We start from the raw sequence: 23,127 nt of genomic DNA on the forward strand, positions 1-23,127 counted from the left end.
CGGACCGGATATGAATGCAAGCACGTTATGCGTAGCAGCGGGTTCAGCAGACCCGGTTCATGCGGATGTCACGGATATCCGATGCGGCGACTCAGCGGAGGCTGTCGGAGCGATCGGACTCCTCCTCGGTCAGTTTGCCGCCGCTCGGGTACTCCTCGGCGAGATCCGCATAACGGTCGACCAGGTCGTCGTAAGGGTCTTCGTGGGGCTGGTCCGGCGCATCCGCCGTCGCCCCGTCATCCTCAGCGACACCCAGCTCTGCCCGCAGCTGATCGAGGTCGGTGTGGCCGGTGTTGTACTTCAGCCTCCGAGCGACCTTCTGCTGCTTGGCCTTGGCTCGGCCGCGCCCCATGGCTCGACCCCCTCAACGATTGGGTTCGGATAACCCCAGATCACTAGCAAAACCGCAATGCCGGGCTGACGGCCGTCACCGCACTGACGACAGGCGCCAGCTTACGTACGGATACAACCGTACCCGGTTTGGCCCCTACCTGCCTACGCCGCCCATCCCTAACAGGCCGCGCGCGACCGGCCCATGCCGGCCGGAGCCGGCGGTGCGGGCAGCCGGGCGTGTCACCCCGCTGCCCGCGATGCCCGGAGGCCAACCGCGCCCCGGGCCGTGCGGGCGTTCGACCGTTTGAACGCCGCGGTGCAGTGGCGTTGTTCCCGGCACCGGCCCCGGCATGCCGGGGGCGGCCATCTGTGCCAGGATGCCCTGCGTGCTGCCCTATACCGCCTATCTTCGCGTGTACCAGCCGCTCATCGCGTTCTCCAACCGCGAGAAGGCCTACTGGCGGGCCTATGCCGCCTCCTCGCGGCGGCCCCGGCGCAGCAGCGCGGTAGCGGCCGAGCACAACGAGAGCCTGCGCCGCGTGGTGGCCACCCCGCCCGTACCCGTGCCCGAGCGGGAGAGCGGGGACGCCTATGTGCGGCGCCTGGAGGGCGAGGTCTACGTCTGCCCGTGGCAGACCCGGTTGCGGTCCTGGCTCGGACTGCGCGAGTTCCGCGACGAAACCCCCGCGCGGTTGAGCCCCGCCTTTGTGCCCGAGCCGATCGCGGCGGCCGCCGAGGCGCGGTTCGAGCGCTGGCGCGAGCGCGGCGAGCCGATGCGCACGCAGATCCTGACCAGCACGTGGACGGTGCCGATCCACTGGTTCGCCCCGTTCGACGCCGCCGAGCGCTGCCTGGTGCTGGGCGGCGACCAGCAGCCGGCTGAGACCGCCGACCCCGCCGCCGAGCGGGGAGAGGGCTGCGGTGCCGCCGAGCGCAGCGGCCACCCGGCCGGGCGGGCGGGCCAGACGCAGCGGACCCTGCTGTATGTCGCCGCCATGTCCGAGGCCCGGCCCCGGCTGGAGCGCGCGATCGCCCTGCTGCGTGAGCACGTCGGCGACGGGCCCATGCTGTCAGCGGCCGAGCAGCTGCAGGACTGGCTGCTGGGCGTGGCCCATCCTCGCGCCCTGCTGGAGCTGGACTACGGCGGTCTGGTGCACCTGGTCGACGACGAGGGGCTGCGCCAGGACCAGTCGGTGGCCGAGGTGGCCGCGGCGCTCACCGGGTTGGAGACGGGTGAGGAGGAGCTGGCGACGGCGATGTACCAGAGGGTCACCGGGCGCTGGAAGAAGCGCCAAGCCCTCCAGTACGCCAACTGAGGGTCACGGTTTCCCCAGCCGATCGCGAAACCCCTTCACGTTCCATTGGCCCGCCGCCACGCCGAACACCAACCTGGCGGCCAGGTTTCTCACCCAGCGCGGTCGTTCTACTGCGCTCTGACAGGCGGATATGTCCGGACGAGGTTCACAGTTGGCATCAACACCACCGAAACTGGGCATACCCCTCCATAGGGACCGACATAGACTGTGTCGAGCCGGCCACCGAACGCACCCTGCGTAACCGCAAAGCCGGGGCACACCGAGGATGTACGTGACACTGGAGAGGCGTCGATGAGAGAAGACAGGTACCTCACTCGCGCCGCTCGCGCTCGCGAAAGACCTGGCCAGAGGCCAGGGGACGGTATGCCTCGACGACTGCGACGCGGGTTTCAGTCCGGCCGCCCCTAGCACTTCCGGTTCACCGGATCGAGAAAAACAGGGCCGGAGAACGAAGTTTTGACCGAATACGCCACATGCCACTAAACGTGTCGCTAGAATCACTCAGCGTGACGCGACCCATGGGCGCCTTTGGAGTCTCCCATCCGACAAAGTCGCGGTAAGTGGTCGCGTAATCACCTCGGGTGATGCCAATATAGACCTACGAGGGCAATATTGGACATCCGGGCCCAAGTGCCAGGATAAGGCTCAGGATCGGCACACAGATCCAGGAGGAGAGGCCGTACACATGTCAACTCGCACGCCCGAGGCGGAGCCCCTGTTGACCCCTGCCGAGGTCGCCACCATGTTCCGCGTGGACCCCAAGACCGTCACGCGCTGGGCGAAGGCGGGCAAGCTGACCTCGATTCGGACCTTGGGCGGCCACCGCCGCTACCGCGAGACCGAGGTCCGCGCTCTGCTGGCCGGCATCCCCAGCCAGCGCACGGAGTGATCTCTCCCGGCTTGTGCCGTATCCGGGGGGATCGACCGGGGAGTGCGGAACTCCCCTACCGCTGAGGGCGGGCCGCACGGCGGCCCGCCCTTTCGCTCGCGCGGGGCGGCCGGGCCCGCGGGCAGCCCTCTGCTGCGCCCGCTCCGCACGCATCGTCCCTGCTGCGAGCGGGGGCAGCTTTGCCGCCGCGTCGGCGCTGTCGGTATGTTCGCTGCTGTACCGGCGGCAGGCCCCCTGCCGGGGGACCCGGCGAGCGTGCAGGCACGCGGCGTCGGCGGAGGAGGAGGCGGCGCCATGGCACGGAAGCGACGACGCGCCGCCCCGGCACCCCGGCCGAGGGCGACGGGGAGAGGGAGGCCGACGTGAAGGACATGCGCGCCGGCCCCACCGGCTTCCACGACGTACGCGAGACCAACCTGGGCGTCGTGCTGCGGGCGGTACGCACGCTCGCCCCGTGCTCTCGGGCCGCGGTGGCCGCCGCGACCGGGCTGAACAAGACCACGGTCTCCAGCCTGGTCGCCGACCTCATCGCCCGCGGCCTGCTCCGCGAGACCGGCGAGTCCGCCGAGCGCCGGGTCGGCCGGCCCGGCGTGATGCTCGCGCTCGACGACCTGACCATCGCCGCGATCGGGGTGGAGGTCAACGTCGACTACCTGTCGGTGGTCGCCGTGGACCTGCTGGAACGCGGCCTGGTCACCCGCCACATCGCCTTCGACGCCCGAGCGGCGGGCCCCGACGCGTGCGCGCGCCGCATCGTCGAGGCCGTGCAGTCGGTGGCGACCTCCCCTGCTCTACGCAGCCGCACCCTGATCGGGCTGAGCGTGGCCGTGCCCGGCCTGGTCGACGCCCCCAACGGCGTCGTCACCCGGGCTCCCAACCTCGCCTGGCGCGGAACCCCGCTGCGCAGCCGGCTCGAACAGCTGATGGAGCAGGCCGGCTCGGCGCCCATGCCGGTCCTCGTCGACAACGACGCGAATCTCGGCGCGGTGGCCGAGTACCGCGGCGGCCACCTCGCCCGCACCGGCGACCTCGTCTACATCACCGGCGAGGTCGGCATCGGCGCGGGTGTGCTGATGAACGGCGAGTTGCTGCGGGGCTCCGCGGGGTTCGCCGGCGAGATCGGGCACGTGCGGATGGTCGAGGACGGTCCGCCGTGCGGTTGCGGACGGCGCGGGTGTCTGGAGGCGCTGGCCGGAATCGAGGCGATCCTGCGCGCGGCGCTGCCCGACCGCTTCCCCGCAGGCGCGCTCACCCGCGCCGACTTGGCCGACCTGGTCGATACGGCCGTCGAGCGCGCGTCCGCCGGGGACCCGGTCACCGTGGAGGCCCTGCACACTGCGGGTGCCTGGCTGGGGCGCGGCGCGGCCACACTGGTCAACCTGGTCAACCCGGGCGTCGTGGTGCTGGGCGGGTACTTCGTGCCGCTCGCGCCGTGGCTGCTTCCGGCGTGCCGGCCGGCGGTGCGCGAGTTCTCCTTCGCGCCCGACGCGGGCGGGTGCGTCGTCGAGACCTCGGCGCTGGGCTTGAGCGCCGCCGCGCAGGGCGGCGCCGCGGCGATGATCGACGCGATGGAGAGCGGTCGGCTGCCGCTGCCCCCGCCGCAGGAGAGCGGCGTGGCCGCCGCCGACGAAGGGGCGTCCTGAGGCCCGGAGCCCCAGCTCCGCCGGTTGCCCGCCGGACCGCGGTCGCGCGCCGAACCGGCTTCCGGCGCTGCGGTCCCCGGCCGGCGGCGGAGCGGGCGCGCCGTTCCGCCGCCGGTGCGGCCTGAGGGCGCGGTCAGTCGCCCCAGCCTCCTTCCCAGTACTCCGTGTCGCCGTCCTGCCACCAGCCCGTCTCGCTGTCCTGCCACCACTGCGGATCGTTCGAATCGCCGTAGACGATGCCGCGGCCGTTGGTGGAGACGTAGACACGGCCGTAGACGTCGGGATCGCCGGTGATGGCGGCCCCGGTCCAGCCCCACTGGTGCCGGTCGTCGTTGATGCGCGTCCAGGAGGCGCCGCCGTCGTCGGAGCGGAAGATCCCGCGCCGGCCGTCGATCCTGGCGCTGGTGTAGACGGCGGGGTAGTCCGAGCCGGGTCCGGCCTTGCCGAATCCGACGGTGTCGGCTTCCTCCACCCCGGACAGCCGCTCGAAGGAGGCGCCGGAGTCGGTGGAGTGCCACAGACCGTAGGCGCCGTCCTCGGAGCCTCCCGCAAGCCAGACGTCGCCCGTGTTGCCGGGCACGGCCGCGAACCGGACGCTGCTCTGCGGCAGCTCCTGCGCGGCGGACTCCTCGAAGGTGGCGCCGCCGTCGGTGCTGACGTAGAAGGCCCCGCCGGCGTGGGCGTAGAAGACGTCGGGGTCGACGCGGTCGGCTTGCACCCGCGCGCCCTCCGGGACGCCCGAGGACGCCGACCAGGAGGCCCCGGAGTCGGTGGAGCTGTGCACCCCGGCGCCCTCGGCGCTCCACACGATCGCCGAGCCGTCGGCGGCCATGGCGGCGGTGCCCGGCCCGGTGACTCCGGAGGGCTCCTGGCCGGGCTGCCAGGTGGCGCCTCCGTCGGAGGAGACGGCGATGGAGGGGACGGAGTCGTCGTCACCGCTGCCCACGCGCACGAAGTGCTCCGGCGCCGACTCCGCGAAGTCCAGCGAGGTCACATCGGCGTGGAAGGGCTCGGTGTGCATGAGGTCGGGCACCGTGCCCAGGTCCTCGTGGCGGAACCCGCCGATGTCGCCCAGCGCCGACACCAGCGGGGTGTCCCCCGGCGGTGCGGCGAGGTCGTTTACGGCGGTCTCCTCGATGCCGCGCGCCTTGGGCTCGACGGTGACGGTCTCGTCGGCGTCCCAGTCGGTGAGGTCCTCGATGCCGTACAGCGTGGCGCCGGTGCCGTAGAGCAGGTGATCGGAGTCGAACGGGTCGATCTCCATCGCCTGGGTCATCCAGCCGAGCTTGGGCGCGGTCTCGGGCGGCTCCGGGTCTTCGCCGAAGGTCAGCCACGGTGCCGCGGACACGTCCATCTCATAGCGGTTGATCCGCTCGGGGTAGGCGCCGTAGCGCCAGGCCTGGGTCCAGCTTTCGCCGCCGTCGGTCGTGCGGTACATCTGCATGTCGGGCCACCAGGAGATCTGCGTACCGACCATCAGGGTCCCGGGGCTCTGCCTGTCGATGGTCAGCCCGCCGTAGCCGAAGTGGTTGTCCTCGGAGCCCGAGGGCACCGGACTGACGTTCGTCCACTCCTCGGTGGCGAAGTCGAACTTCCACACGTCGCCGCTGTCGCCGCTGTAGGGACCGCCGGTGTCGCTGGTGGAGATGTAGAGCAGGCCGTTCTCGTGGTCGACCACGCCTTCGATGGCCAGGTGCCCCTCCGGTTGGCCGGGGATGCGCTCCCAGGACTCTCCGCCGTCGGTGCTGCGGTAGACGGTGTCGTCCTTGTCCATCACGCCGACGTAGACGTCCTGGGTACGGCTTCCGGGCGAGGCGCTGGTCTCGTCGAAGGCGATCCAGCCCACGCCCTGGTTGTCGCTGGAGAGCCCCGAGGAGTCGTCCGGGTCCTGGACGTAGTCGCCGGGGTTGGGCAGCGACTCCACCTCCGACCAGGTCTCGCCGTAGTCGGTACTGCGCCACAGGCCGTGGCCGCCGGGGGCGCCCAGGTAGAGCACGCTGTTGTCGTTGGGGTCGACCGAGAGCCGTTCGACGCCGCGGCCGGGCATGTTGCCGCCCAGCTTGAACGGGAGTTCCGCGGCCTCCCACGTCTCGCCGCGGTCGCGGGAGCGCAGGACGGCGCCGTTTCCGGGGTCCCAGTCGTTGGTGTAGGTGCCCACGGCGGCGTAGACGTTGTCGGTGTCGACGGGATCGGTGGCCAGCCCGGCGACACCGGTCCAGCCCCACTCGTCCCAGCCCACCCAGTCGAGCAGCGGGACCCACCGCCCGTCGTCGCCGTCCCAGCGGTAGGCGCCGCCGATGTCGGTGCGGGCGTAGGCCAGCCCGGGCTCCGACCGGTTGAAGACGACTCCGGGGATGAAGCCGCCGCCCTCGATCTGGGCGTTGTGCCACGTGTAGTCGCCGGACTCGGCCGCCGCCGGGCCCGCGGGGCCCAGCGCTGTGAGGGAGGCGGCGGCGAGCAGCAGCCCTGCCGCTGCTGCGCCGGTTCGCGCGGTGCGGTGCCGGCGGGCGGAAGGCGGGCGCGGGCAGGGGTGGGGGAAGGGACGGGGCGGGGAGGTCACGGCGGGCTCCTTGCGGTGGGGGATGGCCCGCGCTCGGCTCCGGATGCGCCGCTTCGGGCGGCGCATCGAACCGATTCGACGACGGCTCGGGTGTGGTTGGCGGATCAGGGACCGGGGAGCGCGGACGGAGCGTCGCGATCAGTGTGCGGAGGAACCCGAGACCGCGTCAACGGGAGGAAACCGCCCGATTTCACAGGGTGATCGCGGCCGAGGCGTTCGACGACGTCAGGCGCCCCGGCCGCGCGAAAGCCGACCGGGGAGCCCGCGGGTCAGCCGACGACGTGGCCCTGGACGTGGCCGTCGCGCCGCTCCCATTGCAGATAGCGCTCCGACTCGCCCATCAGCCCCGTGACGAGCCAGACGGCGACACCGACGTCGTCGGCCAGGCCAAGCACCGGCACGAAGAGTTCGGGCACCAGGTCGACGGGGGAAGCGACATAGGCGACGGCCAGGACGTACATCATCATCCGGGAGATGCTGATGCCCTCGTAACGGCCGCGCAGGCGCGACATCAGCATGCGCGGAACGGCGGCGGCGCGTTCCCCCAGCCCGGGGGCTCCCGGCCGGGCGCTGTGCCGCACGGCCTGCCATGCCGCGGCTCCGGCGGCGGCGCGGTTGCTCTTGCGCATCGGCTTCACCTCGATCGGTGCGTATCGGCGGTCCGGCCCGCGTGGCCGGAACATCGCACTACTCACGATATGACGCGTCGCCGGGAGCGAATGTTCCGTCGAGCGGCTAGGTTGGTCCCACCCCCTCGCTCCCGACATAAGGACCTCCTGGACCGCCATGCGAACGAAGACCGCCTTACCGGGGAAAGCGCCACGAATCGCCCCGCTCGTGGCAGCGGCCGTCCTCGCCCTGTCCGCCTGTACGGCGGTCTCGGGAGGCGGCACACCCGACCCTTCCGCCGCTCCCGCCCCCTCCGCCTCCGACGGTTCGGATGCCACCGCCGATGAGCGCGGCTCGGGCGCCGGCGATGAGGCGACCGAGTCCACGGGCCCGCTGGCGGGCACGACAGTGGTCATCGACCCCGGCCACAACGGCGGCAACGCCGACGCGTCCGAGGAGATCAGCGAGCTGGTCGAGGCCGGCCACGGGCGCAAGGCCTGCGACACCGTCGGCGCCGAGACCGCCGACGGCTACTCCGAGCACGCCTTCAACTGGGACGTGTCCAAGCGGCTGCGCGACAGCCTGGAGGACGAGGGCGCCGAGGTGGTGCTCACGCGCGAGGACAACGAGGGCGTCGGTCCCTGCATCACCGAGCGCGCCGCCATCGGAAACGAGGCCGGCGCCGACGCCGCCATCTCCGTCCACGCCGACGGAGGCCCGTCGAGCGGGCGGGGCTTCCACATCATCCGGCCCGGCGAGCTGGACGGTTACACCGACGACATCGCCGAGCCTTCACGGCGCCTGGCCCTCGATGTGCGCTCGGCGTTCGAGGAGGGCACCGGCCAGCAGCGCGCCGACTACATCGCCGAGGACGGCTTGGACGCGCGCACCGACCTGGGCGGGCTGAACCTCTCCGACGTGCCCAAGGTGTTCCTGGAGGCCGGGAACATGAGCAACAGCGCCGATGCCGCCGACCTGGCCGATCCCGAATGGCGGCAGAAGGCCGCGGAATCCGTCGCCGAGGGGATCGGCCGCTTCCTCCGGGAGGGCGAGGAGAAGGAGGGCTAGGACGCGTTCGACGGTCGCCGCCCTCCTGCGCGACCCCGGTCCCCGCCTTGCGGCCCGGCGGGCGAGGACTGGAAAACACCTCGCTCCCGCTCGCCCCGCTCGGTACGGTTGCGGGTGTTTTCGCCGCGGAGGCCCGTTCGCGTGTGGCCTCCCCGGCGCTTCCCAAGCGGAGAGCAGGTTTCGGTTATGGCATGTCGTATCGGTGAGCTCGTGCTCGGTTGCCGCGACCCCGAGGTGCTGGAGCGGTTCTGGTGCGAGGTCCTGGACTTCGTCGTGCTCGGCCGCATGCACGACGGCTCGGTGGAGATCGGGCCGCGCGAAGGGTTCGGCGGTCCGCAGCCGACGATCATCGTCAGTCGCAGGGACGAGCCGGAGCAGGGGAAGTCCCGGCTGCACATCGACGTCAACGCCACCGACCGCGATCAGGACGCCGAACTCGAGCGCCTTCTCAAGCTGGGTGCGCACCCGGCCGACATCGGCCAGACAGGGCAGGAGCAGTGGCATGTGCTGGCCGACCCCGAAGGCAATGAGTTCTGCCTGCTCAAGGCCCGCCTCGACCCACTCTGACGGCCCTCGGCGGCGACGAGGGCCGCGCCCGGGCGGAGGGCGCGCGGATGGCCGACGGTCCGCGAAGGCCGACCGCTGACCGCATCCGGACGATCCCCCGGCCGGGGTCGCTGCGAGGCCCACGGGTTCCGCGGCGACGAACGATGCCCGATAATCGCACGATGACCGATTCGTCCCCCGCAACCCCCGCTGAGAACCCCCCGGATACGGCCGAGGCCCCACTCGACTTCGACGTGGTGCTGCGCGGCTATGATCGCGCCCAAGTCATGTCCCTGCTTGAGACGATGCAGCGCAGCATCGCGGAGCCAGCCACCGGCGGCGCCATCACGCCCGCCCAGGCGCGCGAAGGGGCGGGGTTCGACGTCGTGCTGCGCGGCTACGACCGCGCCCAAGTGCACACCGCTTACGAGCGGCTGCTGAACCGCCTGGCACACGTGCACGGCGAGGCCGTCGGCGGCCCGGAGGGCGAGAAGCCGGCGCCAAACTGAGGAATCCGCCGACGAAGCGCAGCCCCGCGGCCGACACCGCGGGGCCGTCGGCGCCGCCGCCCCGGAATCCGCGGCTTCCGGCGGATCCGCTCGCGCCCCGCCACCCCGCCGCTCTCGGCCGGGCACCTGTGACCGGGGAGCCGACCGAGGAGTCTCCGCCCATGTCCCGTCGGAGAATCGGCACAATGTAGCCATGCCTCTGACACCCGGTGACATACGAAACAAGCAATTCAACACGGTGCGCTTGCGCCCGGGCTACAACGAGGAAGACGTCGACGCGCTGCTGGATCGGGTCGAGGCCACGTTCGCGGGCCTACAGGGAGGTCTGCGCAGCGGGCCGCCCATGACCGCCGAAGAGGTCGAGCACGCGAAGTTCCGGACCACGCGGCTGAGTCCGGGGTACGACGAGGAGGAGGTCGACGCCTTTCTCGACATCGTCGCCGCCGAACTGCGGGCGCACGGCCTGAGCCGCCCTTCCGAGGCGGCCTGGCCCAGCACCGGGCCCCAGCCTCCGCAGCGGCCGCAAGGAGGGCCGCAGGCACCGCCTGCACGGCACGGCCCCGGGCCCGCCGACGGCCCGCCCCCTCCTCCGCCGCCTCCCGGCCCCCCGGCCCCTGCACCCCCGCCGGTCGGAGGGCCGCCCCGCCCTGTCGGCCCGCCGCCGTCGGCGCAGGGCGGGCGTCCGCCGCTGCGGCCGGAGGACATCCGCAACCAGCAGTTCTCCACGACCCGGCTCACCACCGGATACCACGAGGAGGAGGTCGACGCCTTCCTGGACAGCGCCGAGGCCACGCTGGAGGCCCTGGTCCACGGCCACCCCGAGCGCGCGCCGCTGAGCGCCGCCCACGTGGATCGCGTCAAATTCTCCACAACGCGCGCCCGACCCGGTTACGACCCGGCTCAGGTCGACGCCTTCCTGGACTTCCTCGCCCAGGAGTTCCGCCACTACGAGGGCACCGAGTAGTGCGGGCCAGGGCACTGGAGGGCGGCGCAGTCCCGATCGCCGCGCTCCCGCGCCCTGGCCCGGCCCGCTGCGCCGCCCGCGGGCCGGGCGGTCCGCACGCACGGGCCGCACCGAAAGCGTCGCCCTCCGGACACGCTCGAATCTGCGCGCCTTGCATCCGATACGGAAAGTAATATGCGGTAACTTGACGCACACGTGCGTGTCGGAACTGGCACGACGGACGCGGAGGAGGGCAGCACCATGACGCACACAGCGGCCTCCGGCAGCGGTCAGCACCGCCTCCCACCGCTGCGCTCCACCGCGCGGTCGCGGTCGGGGCACACGGCCGCGACCCGGGCGCCCTCACCGCTCACCCGACAGGAACCGCAGCTCGGCCCCACCCGAGCGGGCGGGGGCTCCGACCATGTCCCGCTGCGGGGGGCGCAGACCCCGCCCCGTTCCCAACCGCACGCCGGCGCGACGGCGCCGACCGATGCCCCATCCGTTTCCCGGCATCCCTGGGAGTGGCCGCTGACCGCAGCGGCGGTCCTGGTGACCGCGGCGGCACTGGCCACCGCCGTCCACACCCTGTTGACAGCCCAAGGCGCAGTCTCCCTGGGGACCGCAGCGCTCGTGCTCGCCGGGGTCCCGGGCGGATGCTGGGCGTCGAGCGGACTGCGCCACGCCCGTCAGCGGGCGCAGTCCGTCCGGATCTCTCCGACGCAGTTCCCCGAGGCCGACCACACGATCCGGCGACTGAGCGTCGATATGGGCCTGGCCCGCACACCCGACGCCTATGTGTGCCCGGCTTCCGGCGGTCAGCGCGCCTGGGCCGCCGGGCACGGCAGGCGCGGCTACGTCGTCGTCCCGAGCGACTTGTTCGAGGCCGGCGGCAGGTTGCGCGACCCCGACGCGCTGCGCTTCGTGGTCGCCCACCAACTGGGCCACATCGCCGCCGGCCACGCGTCGTTCTGGCTGCGCGCGTCGACGGCGCTGGGGCGGCTGGTGCCCGTTCTGGGCTCGTCGCTGTCGCGGGCTGCGGAGTACACGGCCGACGACCACGCGCACGCGCACTGCCCTGAGGGCGTGCACGCGATCCGCGTGCTCGCCGGGGGCACGCGGCTGTACGCGCAGGTCAACATGAGCGAGATGGCCGAGCGGGCGCGCACCGACCGGGGGCCGTTCCTGCTCTTGTACAACCTGCTCTCCAGCCGGCCCGCCAACACCAAGCGCATGGCCGCCTTGCGCGATCGCACCCGCCCTGGACGCGTCTTCCTCTGAGCCGTCGGGGCGGGATCCGGTCGGCTAGGCGGTGGACTCCGGAGGCCGCGCGCTTCCGGAGTCCTCAGGCGTGAGCCCCGCCAGCAGCAGATCGGCGAAGTAGGCACCCACCTGCGCGCCGGTAAGCTCGCCGCCGGCGCGGTACCACGTGCTCAGATGGTGGACGGCCCCGAAGTACTGGGTGACGGCGACGTCGGCGGGCACGTCGGCACGGAAGGCGCCGTGGCGCCGGCCTTCCTCGACGATCGCGCGGAAGCGCTCGTGGTACTGGCGGCGCTCCTTGCGCACGGCGATCTGACGGTCTTCGGAGAGCATGTGCAGCGAGCGGAAGAAGATCCGGGTGTCGTCGAGGTTGTCCACAGTGGTGTGCACGACGTCGGCCGCGGCGGCGTACAGACGCTCGCGCGCCGGCCCTTCGGCGGCGGCGAACCGGTTCAACCGCTCCATCTGCATCGCCAGCACACGCTGGTAGATCGCGTAGAGCAGGTCGTCCTTGGAGGTGAAGTAGTGGTACATCGCCCCCTTGGTCACCCCGGCGGCCGAGACCAGTTCCTGCACCGAGGTCCGCTCGAAGCCCTGCTCGGCGAAGAGCCGCGAGGCAGCCGACAGCAGCCGGTCGGGAACCGCGAGGCTGCGGTCGGGTGCGGTCGCCGACCGCTCGGAGCCGTCCGTATTCTGCATGCGTCTTCCCGTCTTCCGGTCTGCCGCGTCGTCGAGAGCGAATCCCAGGATAGACATACCATCCGGTCGGTCGCCGCGCGCACACCCGACGGTCCGACACACCGCGGGCGCCCACCAGCGCGACACGCCGGACCGCCGCCTCCGACCGACACCGATCTCGACGATGTTTGCGCAGGCCACGAGGGACACAGCAGGGCTTGTGATGCAGCCGCGGCGGCACGTGCACCGACACCGGCGCCCGGTACGGTCCTAGGCTGGTGGAGCCGTCGCGACACGCCCGAGGCCGATGCGAGATCGAACCTTTGTTCGATACACTCCTTATGTGAGTCTTTACAACGAACGGATCGACGTCAGATCGACCACCGGCGGTCACCCCGCGTTCTTCGCCTGGCGCGACCGCACCTACCGTGTCCGGCGCGTCATCGGCTCGTGGTGCTCGCCGGGTGAGCCCGCCTCCCGCGGGCGCGGCGCTCGGGCCACGGCCACCGAGGTACGGCTGGTCCGCGTGGCCGCCGAGTCTCCCGAGGGGGAGCACAGCATCGCCGACATCACCTGCGACGGCGCCTCCGGCAACTGGACCATGCGCCGCCTGTGGGACTGACCCGCCCGGCCGCCCGGCCGCCCGGCCGCAGTGCGCGGGACGGCCGGGCGCGCGGGCGTAGCAGGAGGCGGCTCAGACGTCGAGTTCGGTCTGTCCCCGGGGGACGCGGGCGCTGCGTCCGCCAGAGGCCCTCTTGAGGCAGCGACGGCAGGTCACCGGGTTCTCAGCCGGGTGCAGGCGCAACGGGTCGGCGGCGGCGCGGCATAGGACCGCAGGCACGCGCACGCCCGCCCACACGGTCTCCTCGACGGCGTGGACCACCGACGACGCGCCGATCGTGGCCCGGCCGCCCGTGAGTTCGCGCCGACGGCGCGCCAGGACCGCGGCCAGATGCTCGACATCCGTCCCCGCCGCGCCGGAATCCTCGTTCGCCGGTCCGCTCACCCGACCAGCATCCCCCATCGCACCGACATCGCGCAGCGGGGCCGGCGCCCCGGTCCGGTCGCGGAGGCGTTCACGGCTCCACGTAGTACGCGGGCCCCTCCTCGCGGGCGTGGGCGATGCGGCGCATGATCCGCTCGTTCATGGCGGGCAGCCGGTCCGGCGTGAACCAGCCGACCTCCAAGGATTCCTCCTCGTCGGGGCGCGCCCTCCCGCCCACCGGGCGGCAGCGGAAGGTGACGTCCATGAACTGCACCCGGTCGCCGTTGCCGTAGGTGAACGGCGGCTCGGTGACCACGCCGGCGATCCGCTCGGGGACCACGTCGACGCCGGTCTCCTCGGCGACCTCGCGGACGAGTGCGGCGGCCGGCTGCTCACCGGGCTCCAGGATGCCGCCGGGGGTGCTCCAGCACCCGTCGTCCGCGCGCCGGTGCAGCAGGATCTCCCCGGACTCCGCGACGACCACGGCCGTCACGCCCGTCAGCCATATCAGCTCGTGGCCGACGTGCTTGCGCAGGCGGAGGATGAAATCGGGTGTGGGCATGGCTCCGACATTACCCAGCGCGGCGGAAAGCGCCCGCCCGGGATGGAGAGGTGCGTGCGTCGCCGTCAGTCGGCCGGGGGGCGCGTGTAGATGAGGGAGTAGCGCCAGAACAGCAGGCGGCGGATCCGGGCGCCCGGCAGGCGGAACCGGCTCGCGCGGCGGATCTCGGCCAGGCTCATCCGGGGCTCCCGCAGGGCTACGGGCGCTTCGGACGAGGGGGCGCGCACTCCGGTCGCGGCGCGGGCGGCGCGCAGACCGGCGCCGATCGCCCATTCCGGCGGCAGAGCGGCAGCGCTGACGGCGTAGTCGGCCGCGCTCTGCCGGCGGTACAGCCCGAGGACGGCCAGGACGCCGCCCGGCGCGAGACCGTTGGCCATGGCGCGCACCGATTCCGCGAAGTCCATGTGGTGGAGGCTCGCTACGGCGGAGACGAAGCCGTAGGCACCGGGAGCGATGCCGTAGTCGGCCAGGGCGGTATCCGTGTATCGGACGCCCAGCCGTCGCGGGGTGCGCTCACGTGCCTGTGCGATCGCGGCCGGGTCGGGATCGATCGCCTCGACCCGCGCGCAGCGGCCGGCGAGGCGGCGCGCGAAGGCGCCGGTACCGCAGCCGACGTCGAGCGCGCGCACGCAGTGATCGGGCACATGGCGCAGCAGGTGATCGTGGTAATGGGCGTTGTGGTTCCACGAGAGGTCCACGATGGCTCCGAGTGCACAGCGTGTGCGCTCGCACGGCACCGCGGCGGCCCCGGAATCCCGGGGCGCCGCGCGCCGCGGCGCGGTCGGCCATGGGGGCAGGGGCGGGTTGCTCAGCCCGCCTGCTGCTTGCTCTCCAGCAGCTCCATGGCGTTGACGGCCGCCGAAACGGAATTATGGACCGGAACCTGCCGGTGCAGTCCGACGAGGCGGACGACCTTGGTCACCCGTTCGTTCGGCGCGGCCAGCGCAAGGCTGCCACCGTGCTCCTTGACGGCGCGGTAGGCGTTGATGACGACGTTCAGGCCGCTGGAGTCCATGAACTCCAGCCCTGTCAGGTCGAGGATCAACCACGGTCCGTGTTTGTCGATCGCGGACAGGACATGCTCGTGGAGGTCGTCTGCGGTCGCGATGTCGAGGTCGCCCTCGACACTCACGATCACGCTGTGGTTCTCGACCCGGGTACTCAGCCCAAGCCTCTGCACGTTCACTCCTCCCAGCCCCACGTGTCGATGAGGGGTCCCCTTGCTCACCCTACGGAAAACTGCGGATTTCGGTAGGGGTCCATCCGCGCTTCCTCTCGGCTGCGGCCGCCGACGGAGGGGTTCGCGGCGCGGCCGACGCCGACAGGGCGGACCACCGAGGCTCGGCCCTGTTTCCGTAAGCCTTCGACCACATACGGTATTAGCCCTGCCGTCCGACGGGAATGCCGTAGCGCAAGTATTTTCTCCACATAAACGGCAATCCACCGCGCCGCTATTGTGACCTGTTTCATGCCCGGCGTCCAACCCCGTCATCACGGGATTGGCGGACGATGTGATGAATCATTACCTTCGCCCGATTCGTCCGTACCCGTCGTGACCTGGCGGCCCGGTTCCGGGCTTCCGCCCGCGAACTCGGCGAGGATCCGCTCGGCCGCCAGTGTGGGAGTCAGCTCCCCCGCGCGGACTCCGTCCTCCAGGCGCGGTGTCTCCTCGCGCACTCGCGGGTGCGCCGTCAGGCTGTCCATCAGCCGGTCGCGCACCTGCGCCCACATCCAGTCGACCTGCTGGCGGCTGCGGCGCTCGGCGAACTCCCCGGCTTCCTCCAGCGCGCTGCGGTGGTCGCGGACGCTCTGCCAGAAACCGTCGAGGCCGTCGCCGGTCAACCCGCTGCAGGTCAGCACCGGCGGCCGCCAGGCCGGGTGCACCGGCTGCAGCATCCGCAGCGCGCGGGACAGTTCGCGGGCGGCCTTGCGGGCGTCGGTCTCGTGCGGGCCGTCGGCCTTGTTCACCGCGACGAGGTCGACCAGCTCCAGCACGCCCTTCTTGATCCCCTGCAGCTGGTCGCCGGTGCGCGCAAGGGTCAGAAAGCAGAAGCAGTCGACCATGTTGGCCACGGCGACCTCGGACTGGCCCACGCCCACGGTCTCGACCAGCACCACGTCGAAGCCCGCGGCCTCCATCAGCACCATGGTCTCCCGAGTGGCACGGGCGACCCCGCCCAGCGTGCCCGCCGTGGGCGCCGGCCGCACGAACGCCTGCGGATCGACCGACAGCCGCTCCATGCGGGTCTTGTCGCCGAGGATGCTGCCGCCGCTGCGCGTGGACGAGGGGTCCACCGCCAGCACCGCCACCCGGTGGCCCTGCCCGGTGAGCCGGGCGCCCAAGGTGTCGATGAAGGTGGACTTGCCCACCCCCGGGACTCCCGTGATCCCGACGCGGTGGGCCTTGCCCGCGTGCGGCAGCAGCCGCACCAGCAGCTCCTGGGCCTGCTCGGCGTGGTCGGGCCGACGGGACTCCACCAGGGTGATGGCGCGGGCGAGCGTGGGGCGGTGCCCGGCCAGGACCCCCTCGGTGTAGGCGTCGATGTCGACGGTGCGGCTCACCGCGGCTCCTCGGCGGATCGCGCTGCGGACCTCACGACGGGTGGCCCAACTCGGATTCCAACGTGTCCAGCAAACCCAGCGCGGCCTCGGCGATGACGGTGCCCGGCGGGAAGATCGCCGCGGCCCCGGCCTCGTACAGGGCGTCGTGGTCGGCCGGGGGGATCACGCCGCCCACCACGATCTTGATGTCGGAGCGGTCCAGTGCGGCCAGCTCGGCACGCAGCGACGGGACCAGGGTCAGGTGCCCGGCCGCCAGCGAGGAGACGCCGACGATGTGCACGTCGGACTCGGCGGCCTGAGCGGCGACCTCGGCCGGGGTCTGGAACAGCGGGCCCACGTCGACGTCGAATCCCAGGTCGGCGAACGCGGTGGCGATCACCTTCTGCCCGCGGTCGTGCCCGTCCTGGCCCATCTTGGCGACGAGGATGCGCGGCCGGCGGCCCTCGTTCTCCTCGAAGGCGCCCACCCGCTCGGCCACGGCGTCCATGGCGGACCGGGAATCGGAGGATGCCCCGGCTTCGTCTCGGTACACACCCTGGATGGTACGGACCTGGCCGGCGTGGCGGCCGAAGACCCGCTCCATGGCGGCCGAGATCTCGCCGACGGTGGCCTTGGTGCGGGCCGCGTCGACAGCCGCGGCGAGGAGGTTGTTCTCCAGCCCGGCGCCGCCCGACTCGGCCGCCGCCGCGGCGCTGAGCCGGTCCAGGGCCGCGCGCACCGCGGAGTCGTCGCGCTCGGCGCGCAGCCGTTCCAGCTTGTCCAACTGCTCGGCGCGCACCCGGCTGTTGTCGACGCGCAGCACGTCGATCTCGTCCTCGGATTCGGGCCGGTACTTGTTCACGCCGATGACCGGCTGGCGGCCGGAGTCGATACGCGCCTGGGTGCGTGCCGCGGCCTCCTCGATGCGCATCTTGGGGATGCCGGCGTCGATCGCGGCGGCCATGCCCCCGGCCCGCTCGATCTCGGCGATGTGCTCCAGGGCGCGGTCGGCCAGCTGTGCGGTGAGGCGCTCGACGTAGTGGCTGCCGCCCCAGGGGTCGATGACGCTCGTGGTACCCGACTCCTGCTGCAGCACCAGCTGGGTGTTGCGGGCGATGCGCGCGGAGAAGTCGCTGGGCAGCGCCAGCGCCTCGTCGAGCGCGTTGGTGTGCAGCGACTGGGTGTGGCCCTGGGTGGCGGCCATCGCCTCGACACAGGTGCGCACCACGTTGCTGAACACGTCTTGGGCGGTCAGCGACCATCCCGACGTCTGGGAGTGGGTACGCAGCGACAGCGACTTGGGGTTGTCGGGTTCGAAGGAGCCCACCAGCCCCGCCCACAGCTGCCGCGCCGCCCGGAGCTTGGCGACCTCCATGAAGAAGTTCATGCCGATCGCCCAGAAGAACGACAGACGCGGCGCGAACGCGTCGACGTCCAGGCCCGCGCGCCGCCCGGCGCGGAGGTACTCGATGCCGTCGGCCAGCGTGTAGGCCAGCTCCAGGTCGGCCGTGGCCCCGGCTTCCTGCATGTGGTAACCGGAGATCGAGATGGAGTTGAAGCGCGGCATGCGCTGCGACGTGTAGGCGAAGATGTCGGAGATGATCCGCATGGAGGGCTGCGGCGGGTAGATGTAGGTGTTGCGGACCATGAACTCCTTGAGGATGTCGTTCTGGATGGTGCCCGCCAGCTGCTCGGGCGCCACCCCCTGCTCCTCGGCGGCGACGATGTAGAGCGCCATCACCGGCAGCACCGCGCCGTTCATGGTCATCGACACGCTCATGCGGTCCAGCGGGATGCCGTCGAAGAGCCGGCGCATGTCGTAGATGGAGTCGATGGCCACCCCCGCCATACCGACATCGCCGGTGACGCGCGGGTGGTCGGAGTCGTATCCGCGGTGGGTGGCCAGGTCGAAGGCGACCGACAACCCCTTCTGCCCGGCGGCCAGATTGCGCCGGTAGAACGCGTTGGACTCCTGCGCGGTCGAGAACCCCGCGTACTGGCGGACGGTCCAGGGCTGGTTGACGTACATGGTCGGATACGGGCCGCGCAGGTAGGGCGGAACGCCGGGGAACCGCCCCTCCAGTCCCAATCCCTCGCGGTCGGCCGGTGTGTACAGCGGTTTGACGCCGATCCCCTCGGGCGTCTCCCACGTCAGCGACTCGGGGGTCTTGCCGGTGGCCTCCTCGAAGGCGCGGGCCCAGTCGGCGGTGCGGGCCCCGCCGCCGGCGGCGGCGGAACCGGGTCCGATACGGCTGAAGTCGGGAATCATTCGACCACCCCCAGGGCGTCGTGCAGGTCTGCCAACAGCTCGGGCGCGTCGCATCCGGCGAAGCAGAACGCGTCCACCGGGGCCTCCTCGGGGGCGGCTCCCGGCCGCCCCGCCAGCAGCACCCGCTCGGCCCCGGCCTCCTTGAGCGCGGCGGCGGCCGCGGCGGCGTGCTCGGCGTAGAGGGCGTCGCTGCCGCACAGGCAGGCGATGCGGGCGCTGCTCTCGCGGAACCCGGCTGCCGCCTCGGCGGCGCCTCCTGTCGAGTCGCCGCCCACGGTCTCGATCCCGCCGGAGCGCAGCAGGTTGCCGGCGAACGCGGCGCGCGCGGTGTGTGCGGCGACCGGGCCCAGCGTGGCCAGGTAGACCCGCGGGCGCGCACCCGTCGCGGCCACATGGGCGTCGGAGCGGTCGCGCAGCTCCTCGAACTCCTGGGCGTAGCGCCGCCGCGGCAGGGCCGCGCCGCCCGCCGCGGCCGGTTCCGGGCCCGGGAGCGGCTCGCGCTCGATCGGCGCCTCGTCGAGGGCGGGGAACTCGCTGACGCCCGTGATGGGGTCGCGCCGGTGGGCGATCGCGTCGCGGCGCCGCCGCCACACCTCCTCGACCCGCTCGGCGACCAGGCCGCCGGCCAGCGCCTCGGCCATGCCGCCCGCGGCCTCCAGATCCTGGAAGAACTCCCAGCCCGCGCCGTAGAGGTCGGCTGTGCGGCGCTCGACGTAGAACGAGCCGCCCGCCGGATCGACGACCCGGGTGAGGTGGGACTCCTCGGCCAGCAGAGCGTGGGTGTTGCGGGCGATGCGCCGCGCGAAGCCGTCGGGCAGGCCCAGGGCCGAGTCGAAGGGCAGCACCGTCACGGCGTCGGCGCCGGCCGCACCGGCGGCGAAGCACGCGAGCGTGGTGCGGACCATGTTGACGTGGGGGTCACGGCGGGTGGCCATGGCCGCCGAGGTGGCGGCGTGCTGGTACATGGGCGGGCGGTCGGCGGCGTCCAGGTCGCAGGCCTCCAGCACGCGGTCCCACATCGCCCGCGCAGCGCGGAGCTTGGCGATCGTCGCGAACTGGTCGGCGCTCGCGGCGAAGCGGAACTCCAGGCGCCGCGCGGCCTCGGCGAGCTCCATGCCCTCGCCGGTCAGCGCTCTCAGGTAGGCCACGCCCGCGGCCACGGCGGCGCCCAGCTCCTGGGCGTCGGAGCCGCCGGCCTCGTGGTAAGGGGTCGCGTCGGCGGTGAGAAGCCGCAGGCGCGGGTGGCGCTGGGCGAAGGCGGCGGCGGTACGCGCCGCACCTCGGACGTCGGCGGGCTCACCGGTGCGGGCCGCGACGCTCAGGGGGTCGATGCCCAGACCGCCGGCCACCGCGCTCTCCGGCAGACCGCGGTCGGTCCAGGCGCGCACCAGCTCCTGCGCGGCAGCCTCGTAGTCGGCGCCGGGTTCGAGGGTGACCGGGCAGAAGTCGAGGTGGACGTCGGCCAGGACCTCGCCGATCCCGCCGACCGGGACGCCCGCCCCGCCGCAGACCAGCCACAGCGCACCGACGCCGTTCTCCAGGTCGGCGAGCACCGCCTGGCGCGCACGGTCGGGCCGCGGATCGCGGTGCTGCTGGCGCACCTCCCAGCCCTCGGTGACGCTCCCGTGCGGGCGGCCGCCGCGGGTGAAGGGCGCCAGGCCGGGGTAACCGGAGTCGAGGGCGTCACCGGCCGTGTACAGCGGACTCAGCCGGACGCCGTCGTAGGTGTCGGTGGCCAGGGTCTCCTCGGGCGCGGGGTCGTCGGGATCGACCTCCACGCCGGTCTTCTTCAGCACGCCGGCGACGAGCTCGCGCCACCGCTCGTACGTGGCCTCGGGAAAGTCCGCGAGCGTCAACCCGGCGGCCCCCTCCCCTTGCGCGGTCTGCGGACCGCTCTCCGGCGTCTCCATACCTCCGGATGTTAGGCAACCGCGTCGACGCTCGACCAATGCGGGTCCCGAAGCTGTGGACGGCGGGTCGGCCCGCTCGCACACGCCCCTAGCCGGTCGGGCTCGTCTCCTCGCCCTCGGGCGCATCGGCGGGCGGGAACACGAAGCGCTGGCGGTCGCTGACGACGATGCTGTAGCCCTCGGCGGTGGCCGCCTCGACGTAGGCGCCGAGCCCTTCGGCGGCGACGTTCTTGTCGTCGGCGTCCAGCACGACCTGGGCGCCGGAGGTGTCGCCGGTGCCGCGGGCGTCGCCGTAGATGTAGCCGTTCATGGCCAGCGCGGGCGAGATCGCCTGCTCGAACTCGTCCTCGAACTCCCAGCGGATCTCGCCGGCCTCCAGGCCGACGGCGATCAGCGGCGTCTCGCCGGTGGCCTGCGGCAGCAGCACCGTGCCCGTGTCCCGCTCGTAAAGGGCGCCTTGCAGCGGGGGCGGCGCGAACTCGTCCCCGGGCGGGTTGGCGCCGGGCTCGGCGACGCTCCACAGCAGCTCACCGCTGTGCAGGTCGTGCAGCGACAGCACCGAGGGCTCCTCGGGCACGGTCCAGCGCACCAGGGTGGCGGTGCGGGCGGGTTCGTCCCCGGGCCCCTCCCCGCCGGAGGGGGCGGCCGTGCCTTCGGGCGAGGGCGCCGCAGAGGAGGGGGAGTCGTCGGTGCCGGGCTCGGGCGAAGCGCTCCGGTCCTCCTGCGGAGCGCCGGTGCCCTCTTCGGGGGCCGCGGTCTCGCCGCCCTCGTCCCCGCTCGGGATCTCGTAGCTGCCGATGACCTGGGGGCGTGGCCGCTGGACGTCGGTGCCGCCCGCCAGCGCCGGGTCGTCGCCGGCGATGCTCCACAGCAGCTCGCCCGCGCCCTCTTCGCCGATGCCGCGCGCCTGCAGCAGCCCCTGGCCGTCGTCGAGCAGCAGCACGCCGTCGCGGGCCGCCACGGGCACGCCGTTGCGGTCGGGGTCGCCACCGTCGTCGGCGGCGCCGTTGCCGGAGCCCTCGGAGCCCGAGCCGTCCGGTTCCCCGGCGTCCTCGGGAGGAGCCTCGAAGGTGTACTCCCACAGCTTCGCGCCTCCGGGCGCGCGGACCGTGTAGTCGCCGTAGGGCTCGCCGGCGCTCCAGTCGGCGGGGCGGCGCACCACCACGCCGCCGACGAAGGACGTCCGGCCGCCGGTACCGTGCCACACCGTCTCGCCGTCGTCGCCGATCACCTCGGTGCCGCCGTCGCGCCCCTCGGCGATCAGCACCTGCGAGCCGTCGGCGTCCAGACCGAACCGCTGGATGTGCTGGCGGCCCCGCCAGAGCGTCCGCCCGTCCTCGGCTCCCAGCAGCAGGTGCCGCTCCTCGCTGTTGGAACTGACGAGGAAGGCGTCGCCGACCGCGGAGATCCGCACGCCCATCTCGTCGTCGAGGATGTCGGGCCCCTCGCCGCCGGGGCCGTGCAGGTGCCGCAGCGGCTCGCCGCCGACCCCCGGCGGAAGCTCGCTCTCGAAGGCGGTGGGCAGCGGGCGCGGCGAATCCTGTGACCCGTCCGGCTCGTCCTCGGGCGTGCAGGCGCTCCCCGCGACGAGCAGCGCAACGCCCGCGGCCGCTGCCAGCGGGGCCCGTCGCCAGGTGCGCATGACCGGTCACTCCCTACGACGACATCAGGTACCGGAATCCTAGAACGCGCGGGGCGGCCCCACATACACGGTCACCCCGGCGGCCTCGACCGCCGGGAGGAGCATCCGGCGGACCTGCGGCGACGTGCGGAACCGGGCCGGACTGCGGCATCCGCGCTCAGCCGGTGTCCGGATCGACCTCGACGGTGGCGCTGCCGCTGATCTCGTAGTGGGCCTTCCCACCGGTGGCCTCGGCCAGCCACGCGCCGAAGCCGGGGAGAGCGGGTTCGGACACGGCGACGTCGAAGTCCACGCCCGCGCCGTAGCGCACGTCCTGCACGCGGTACGCGGAGTCGCGCAGCCCGCTTTCCAGTCTGCCCGCGAGCAGGTAGTCGGCGCTGACCGTCACCACGGCGAGGGTACGCCGCTCCAGCACACCCACGCCGTCGAGTGCGGCGGCCACCGCGCTGCCGTAGGCGCGGATGAGCCCGCCGGCGCCCAGCTTCACTCCGCCGAAGTAGCGCGTGACCACGGCCGCGGTGTCGGTGATGCCGCGGTGACGCAACACCTCCAGCATCGGTACCCCGGCGGTACCGGAGGGCTCGCCGTCGTCGCTGGAGCGCTGCACATCGCCCTCGGCCCCGACCACATAGGCGGTGCAGTTGTGCGCCGCGCTCCAATGCAGCCGCCGGCGCTCGGCGATGAACGCCCGCGCCTCGTCCTCGCCGCCCACCCGCGCCAGGGCGCAGACGAACCGGGACTTCTTGATCTGCAGCTCGTGCTCGCCGCCGCTTCTGATGGTCCGCATGTCCGAATCCGATGGTAAAGGGCGCGGCGAGGGCGGCCCCGCCCCCGTGGCCGCCGGCGGTCTGGTTCGTCCGC

22 protein-coding genes are annotated in these 23,127 nt (G+C 72.7%); 9 read left to right on the forward strand and 13 right to left on the reverse strand.

Going from position 1 to position 23,127, the window contains the following annotated elements; translation table 11 throughout:
- Positions 1–91: 91 nt before the first annotated feature.
- Positions 92–352: a DUF3073 domain-containing protein gene (locus LP52_RS20475; protein WP_040275987.1), complete on the reverse strand. Its 261-nt coding sequence runs from the start codon at positions 350–352 to the stop codon at positions 92–94.
- Positions 353–719: 367 nt separating this feature from the next.
- Between LP52_RS20475 and LP52_RS20480 the strand changes: the two genes are divergently transcribed.
- From LP52_RS20480 to LP52_RS20490, 3 genes are all read left to right on the forward strand, one after another.
- On the forward strand, positions 720–1,649 hold the full coding sequence (locus tag LP52_RS20480; RefSeq protein ID WP_040275988.1) for a hypothetical protein: 930 nt from the start codon (positions 720–722) through the stop codon (positions 1,647–1,649).
- Positions 1,650–2,334: 685 nt separating this feature from the next.
- Entirely contained in the window at positions 2,335–2,538 is a 204-nt protein-coding gene (bldC, locus tag LP52_RS20485; RefSeq protein ID WP_013155387.1) for a developmental transcriptional regulator BldC, read from the forward strand.
- A 371-nt stretch (positions 2,539–2,909) separates the two neighbouring features.
- Positions 2,910–4,181, forward strand: a complete 1,272-nt coding sequence (locus tag LP52_RS20490) for an ROK family transcriptional regulator (protein WP_040276074.1) — start codon at positions 2,910–2,912, stop codon at positions 4,179–4,181.
- Positions 4,182–4,314: 133 nt separating this feature from the next.
- Here the strand turns inward: LP52_RS20490 and LP52_RS20495 are convergent, their stop codons facing one another.
- Positions 4,315–6,741: a beta propeller repeat protein gene (locus tag LP52_RS20495; RefSeq protein WP_052810075.1), complete on the reverse strand. Its 2,427-nt coding sequence runs from the start codon at positions 6,739–6,741 to the stop codon at positions 4,315–4,317.
- 269 nt (positions 6,742–7,010) lie between these two features.
- Positions 7,011–7,370: a YkvA family protein gene (locus LP52_RS20500; RefSeq protein ID WP_040276076.1), complete on the reverse strand. Its 360-nt coding sequence runs from the start codon at positions 7,368–7,370 to the stop codon at positions 7,011–7,013.
- A 157-nt stretch (positions 7,371–7,527) separates the two neighbouring features.
- Here LP52_RS20500 and LP52_RS20505 point away from each other — a divergent pair, with 157 nt between their 5' ends.
- The 5 genes from LP52_RS20505 (at position 7,528) to LP52_RS20525 (ending at position 11,697) form a co-directional block, all read left to right on the forward strand.
- The gene (locus tag LP52_RS20505) at positions 7,528–8,418 is read left to right on the forward strand and encodes an N-acetylmuramoyl-L-alanine amidase (protein ID WP_040275989.1); all 891 of its coding nucleotides are present in this window, start codon (positions 7,528–7,530) and stop codon (positions 8,416–8,418) included.
- Positions 8,419–8,604: 186 nt separating this feature from the next.
- Entirely contained in the window at positions 8,605–8,985 is a 381-nt protein-coding gene (locus LP52_RS20510) for a VOC family protein (RefSeq protein ID WP_040275990.1), read from the forward strand.
- Positions 8,986–9,146: 161 nt separating this feature from the next.
- Positions 9,147–9,473 carry a hypothetical protein gene (locus LP52_RS25900; RefSeq protein ID WP_052810076.1) on the forward strand — a complete coding sequence of 109 codons (327 nt, stop codon included), beginning with the start codon at positions 9,147–9,149 and terminating at the stop codon, positions 9,471–9,473.
- A gap of 193 nt (positions 9,474–9,666) precedes the next feature.
- On the forward strand, positions 9,667–10,437 hold the full coding sequence (locus LP52_RS20520; RefSeq protein ID WP_040275991.1) for a DivIVA domain-containing protein: 771 nt from the start codon (positions 9,667–9,669) through the stop codon (positions 10,435–10,437).
- Positions 10,438–10,677: 240 nt separating this feature from the next.
- Entirely contained in the window at positions 10,678–11,697 is a 1,020-nt protein-coding gene (locus LP52_RS20525) for a M48 family metalloprotease (RefSeq protein WP_084723366.1), read from the forward strand.
- Between the two features lie 24 nt (positions 11,698–11,721).
- On the opposite strand, the gene LP52_RS20530 is transcribed toward LP52_RS20525, so the two are convergent.
- Positions 11,722–12,378: a TetR/AcrR family transcriptional regulator gene (locus LP52_RS20530; RefSeq protein ID WP_052810077.1), complete on the reverse strand. Its 657-nt coding sequence runs from the start codon at positions 12,376–12,378 to the stop codon at positions 11,722–11,724.
- Between the two features lie 322 nt (positions 12,379–12,700).
- Between LP52_RS20530 and LP52_RS20535 the strand changes: the two genes are divergently transcribed.
- On the forward strand, positions 12,701–12,979 hold the full coding sequence (locus tag LP52_RS20535) for a DUF6504 family protein (protein ID WP_040275992.1): 279 nt from the start codon (positions 12,701–12,703) through the stop codon (positions 12,977–12,979).
- A gap of 72 nt (positions 12,980–13,051) precedes the next feature.
- On the opposite strand, the gene LP52_RS20540 is transcribed toward LP52_RS20535, so the two are convergent.
- The 9 genes from LP52_RS20540 to LP52_RS20580 form a co-directional block, all read right to left on the reverse strand.
- A complete protein-coding gene (locus LP52_RS20540; RefSeq protein WP_040275993.1) occupies positions 13,052–13,363 on the reverse strand; it encodes a hypothetical protein in 312 nt (103 codons plus the stop codon).
- Between the two features lie 70 nt (positions 13,364–13,433).
- Positions 13,434–13,904, reverse strand: a complete 471-nt coding sequence (locus tag LP52_RS20545; RefSeq protein WP_040275994.1) for an NUDIX hydrolase — start codon at positions 13,902–13,904, stop codon at positions 13,434–13,436.
- Between the two features lie 65 nt (positions 13,905–13,969).
- The gene (locus LP52_RS20550) at positions 13,970–14,602 is read right to left on the reverse strand and encodes a class I SAM-dependent methyltransferase (protein ID WP_040275995.1); all 633 of its coding nucleotides are present in this window, start codon (positions 14,600–14,602) and stop codon (positions 13,970–13,972) included.
- Between the two features lie 110 nt (positions 14,603–14,712).
- Positions 14,713–15,084, reverse strand: a complete 372-nt coding sequence (locus tag LP52_RS20555) for an STAS domain-containing protein (protein ID WP_040275996.1) — start codon at positions 15,082–15,084, stop codon at positions 14,713–14,715.
- A 311-nt stretch (positions 15,085–15,395) separates the two neighbouring features.
- Positions 15,396–16,466 (reverse strand): methylmalonyl Co-A mutase-associated GTPase MeaB, encoded by a 1,071-nt coding sequence (meaB, locus tag LP52_RS20560; protein ID WP_084723368.1) that lies wholly within the window; start codon positions 16,464–16,466, stop codon positions 15,396–15,398.
- 31 nt (positions 16,467–16,497) lie between these two features.
- Positions 16,498–18,714 (reverse strand): methylmalonyl-CoA mutase, encoded by a 2,217-nt coding sequence (scpA, locus tag LP52_RS20565; protein ID WP_040275997.1) that lies wholly within the window; start codon positions 18,712–18,714, stop codon positions 16,498–16,500.
- Positions 18,711–20,624 (reverse strand): methylmalonyl-CoA mutase subunit beta, encoded by a 1,914-nt coding sequence (locus LP52_RS20570; protein WP_040275998.1) that lies wholly within the window; start codon positions 20,622–20,624, stop codon positions 18,711–18,713. Before LP52_RS20570 ends, scpA begins: the two co-directional genes overlap by 4 nt.
- Before the next feature lie 88 nt (positions 20,625–20,712).
- A complete protein-coding gene (locus LP52_RS20575) occupies positions 20,713–22,266 on the reverse strand; it encodes a hypothetical protein (protein WP_040275999.1) in 1,554 nt (517 codons plus the stop codon).
- Between the two features lie 157 nt (positions 22,267–22,423).
- Complete coding sequence (locus LP52_RS20580; RefSeq protein ID WP_040276000.1) at positions 22,424–23,053, reverse strand: YigZ family protein; 630 nt, start codon at positions 23,051–23,053, stop codon at positions 22,424–22,426.
- Between the last annotated feature and the right edge of the window lie 74 nt (positions 23,054–23,127).

Source organism: Streptomonospora alba (assembly GCF_000826685.1).
GTDB lineage: Bacteria > Actinomycetota > Actinomycetes > Streptosporangiales > Streptosporangiaceae > Streptomonospora > Streptomonospora alba.

What these genes read in the sequence shown, in the direction of transcription:
- LP52_RS20525 (WP_084723366.1), top strand. Translation starts at nt 10,678, where the DNA reads ATGACGCACACAGCGGCCTCCGGCAGCGGTCAGCACCGCCTCCCACCG.
- LP52_RS20520 (WP_040275991.1), top strand. Translation starts at nt 9,667, where the DNA reads ATGCCTCTGACACCCGGTGACATACGAAACAAGCAATTCAACACGGTG.
- LP52_RS20570 (WP_040275998.1), bottom strand. Translation starts at nt 20,624, where the DNA reads ATGGAGACGCCGGAGAGCGGTCCGCAGACCGCGCAAGGGGAGGGGGCC.
- LP52_RS20490 (WP_040276074.1), top strand. Translation starts at nt 2,910, where the DNA reads ATGCGCGCCGGCCCCACCGGCTTCCACGACGTACGCGAGACCAACCTG.
- LP52_RS25900 (WP_052810076.1), top strand. Translation starts at nt 9,147, where the DNA reads ATGACCGATTCGTCCCCCGCAACCCCCGCTGAGAACCCCCCGGATACG.
- LP52_RS20580 (WP_040276000.1), bottom strand. Translation starts at nt 23,053, where the DNA reads ATGCGGACCATCAGAAGCGGCGGCGAGCACGAGCTGCAGATCAAGAAG.
- bldC (WP_013155387.1), top strand. Translation starts at nt 2,335, where the DNA reads ATGTCAACTCGCACGCCCGAGGCGGAGCCCCTGTTGACCCCTGCCGAG.
- LP52_RS20500 (WP_040276076.1), bottom strand. Translation starts at nt 7,370, where the DNA reads ATGCGCAAGAGCAACCGCGCCGCCGCCGGAGCCGCGGCATGGCAGGCC.
- LP52_RS20575 (WP_040275999.1), bottom strand. Translation starts at nt 22,266, where the DNA reads ATGCGCACCTGGCGACGGGCCCCGCTGGCAGCGGCCGCGGGCGTTGCG.
- scpA (WP_040275997.1), bottom strand. Translation starts at nt 18,714, where the DNA reads ATGATTCCCGACTTCAGCCGTATCGGACCCGGTTCCGCCGCCGCCGGC.
- LP52_RS20530 (WP_052810077.1), bottom strand. Translation starts at nt 12,378, where the DNA reads ATGCAGAATACGGACGGCTCCGAGCGGTCGGCGACCGCACCCGACCGC.
- LP52_RS20510 (WP_040275990.1), top strand. Translation starts at nt 8,605, where the DNA reads ATGGCATGTCGTATCGGTGAGCTCGTGCTCGGTTGCCGCGACCCCGAG.
- LP52_RS20505 (WP_040275989.1), top strand. Translation starts at nt 7,528, where the DNA reads ATGCGAACGAAGACCGCCTTACCGGGGAAAGCGCCACGAATCGCCCCG.
- LP52_RS20475 (WP_040275987.1), bottom strand. Translation starts at nt 352, where the DNA reads ATGGGGCGCGGCCGAGCCAAGGCCAAGCAGCAGAAGGTCGCTCGGAGG.
- LP52_RS20545 (WP_040275994.1), bottom strand. Translation starts at nt 13,904, where the DNA reads ATGCCCACACCCGATTTCATCCTCCGCCTGCGCAAGCACGTCGGCCAC.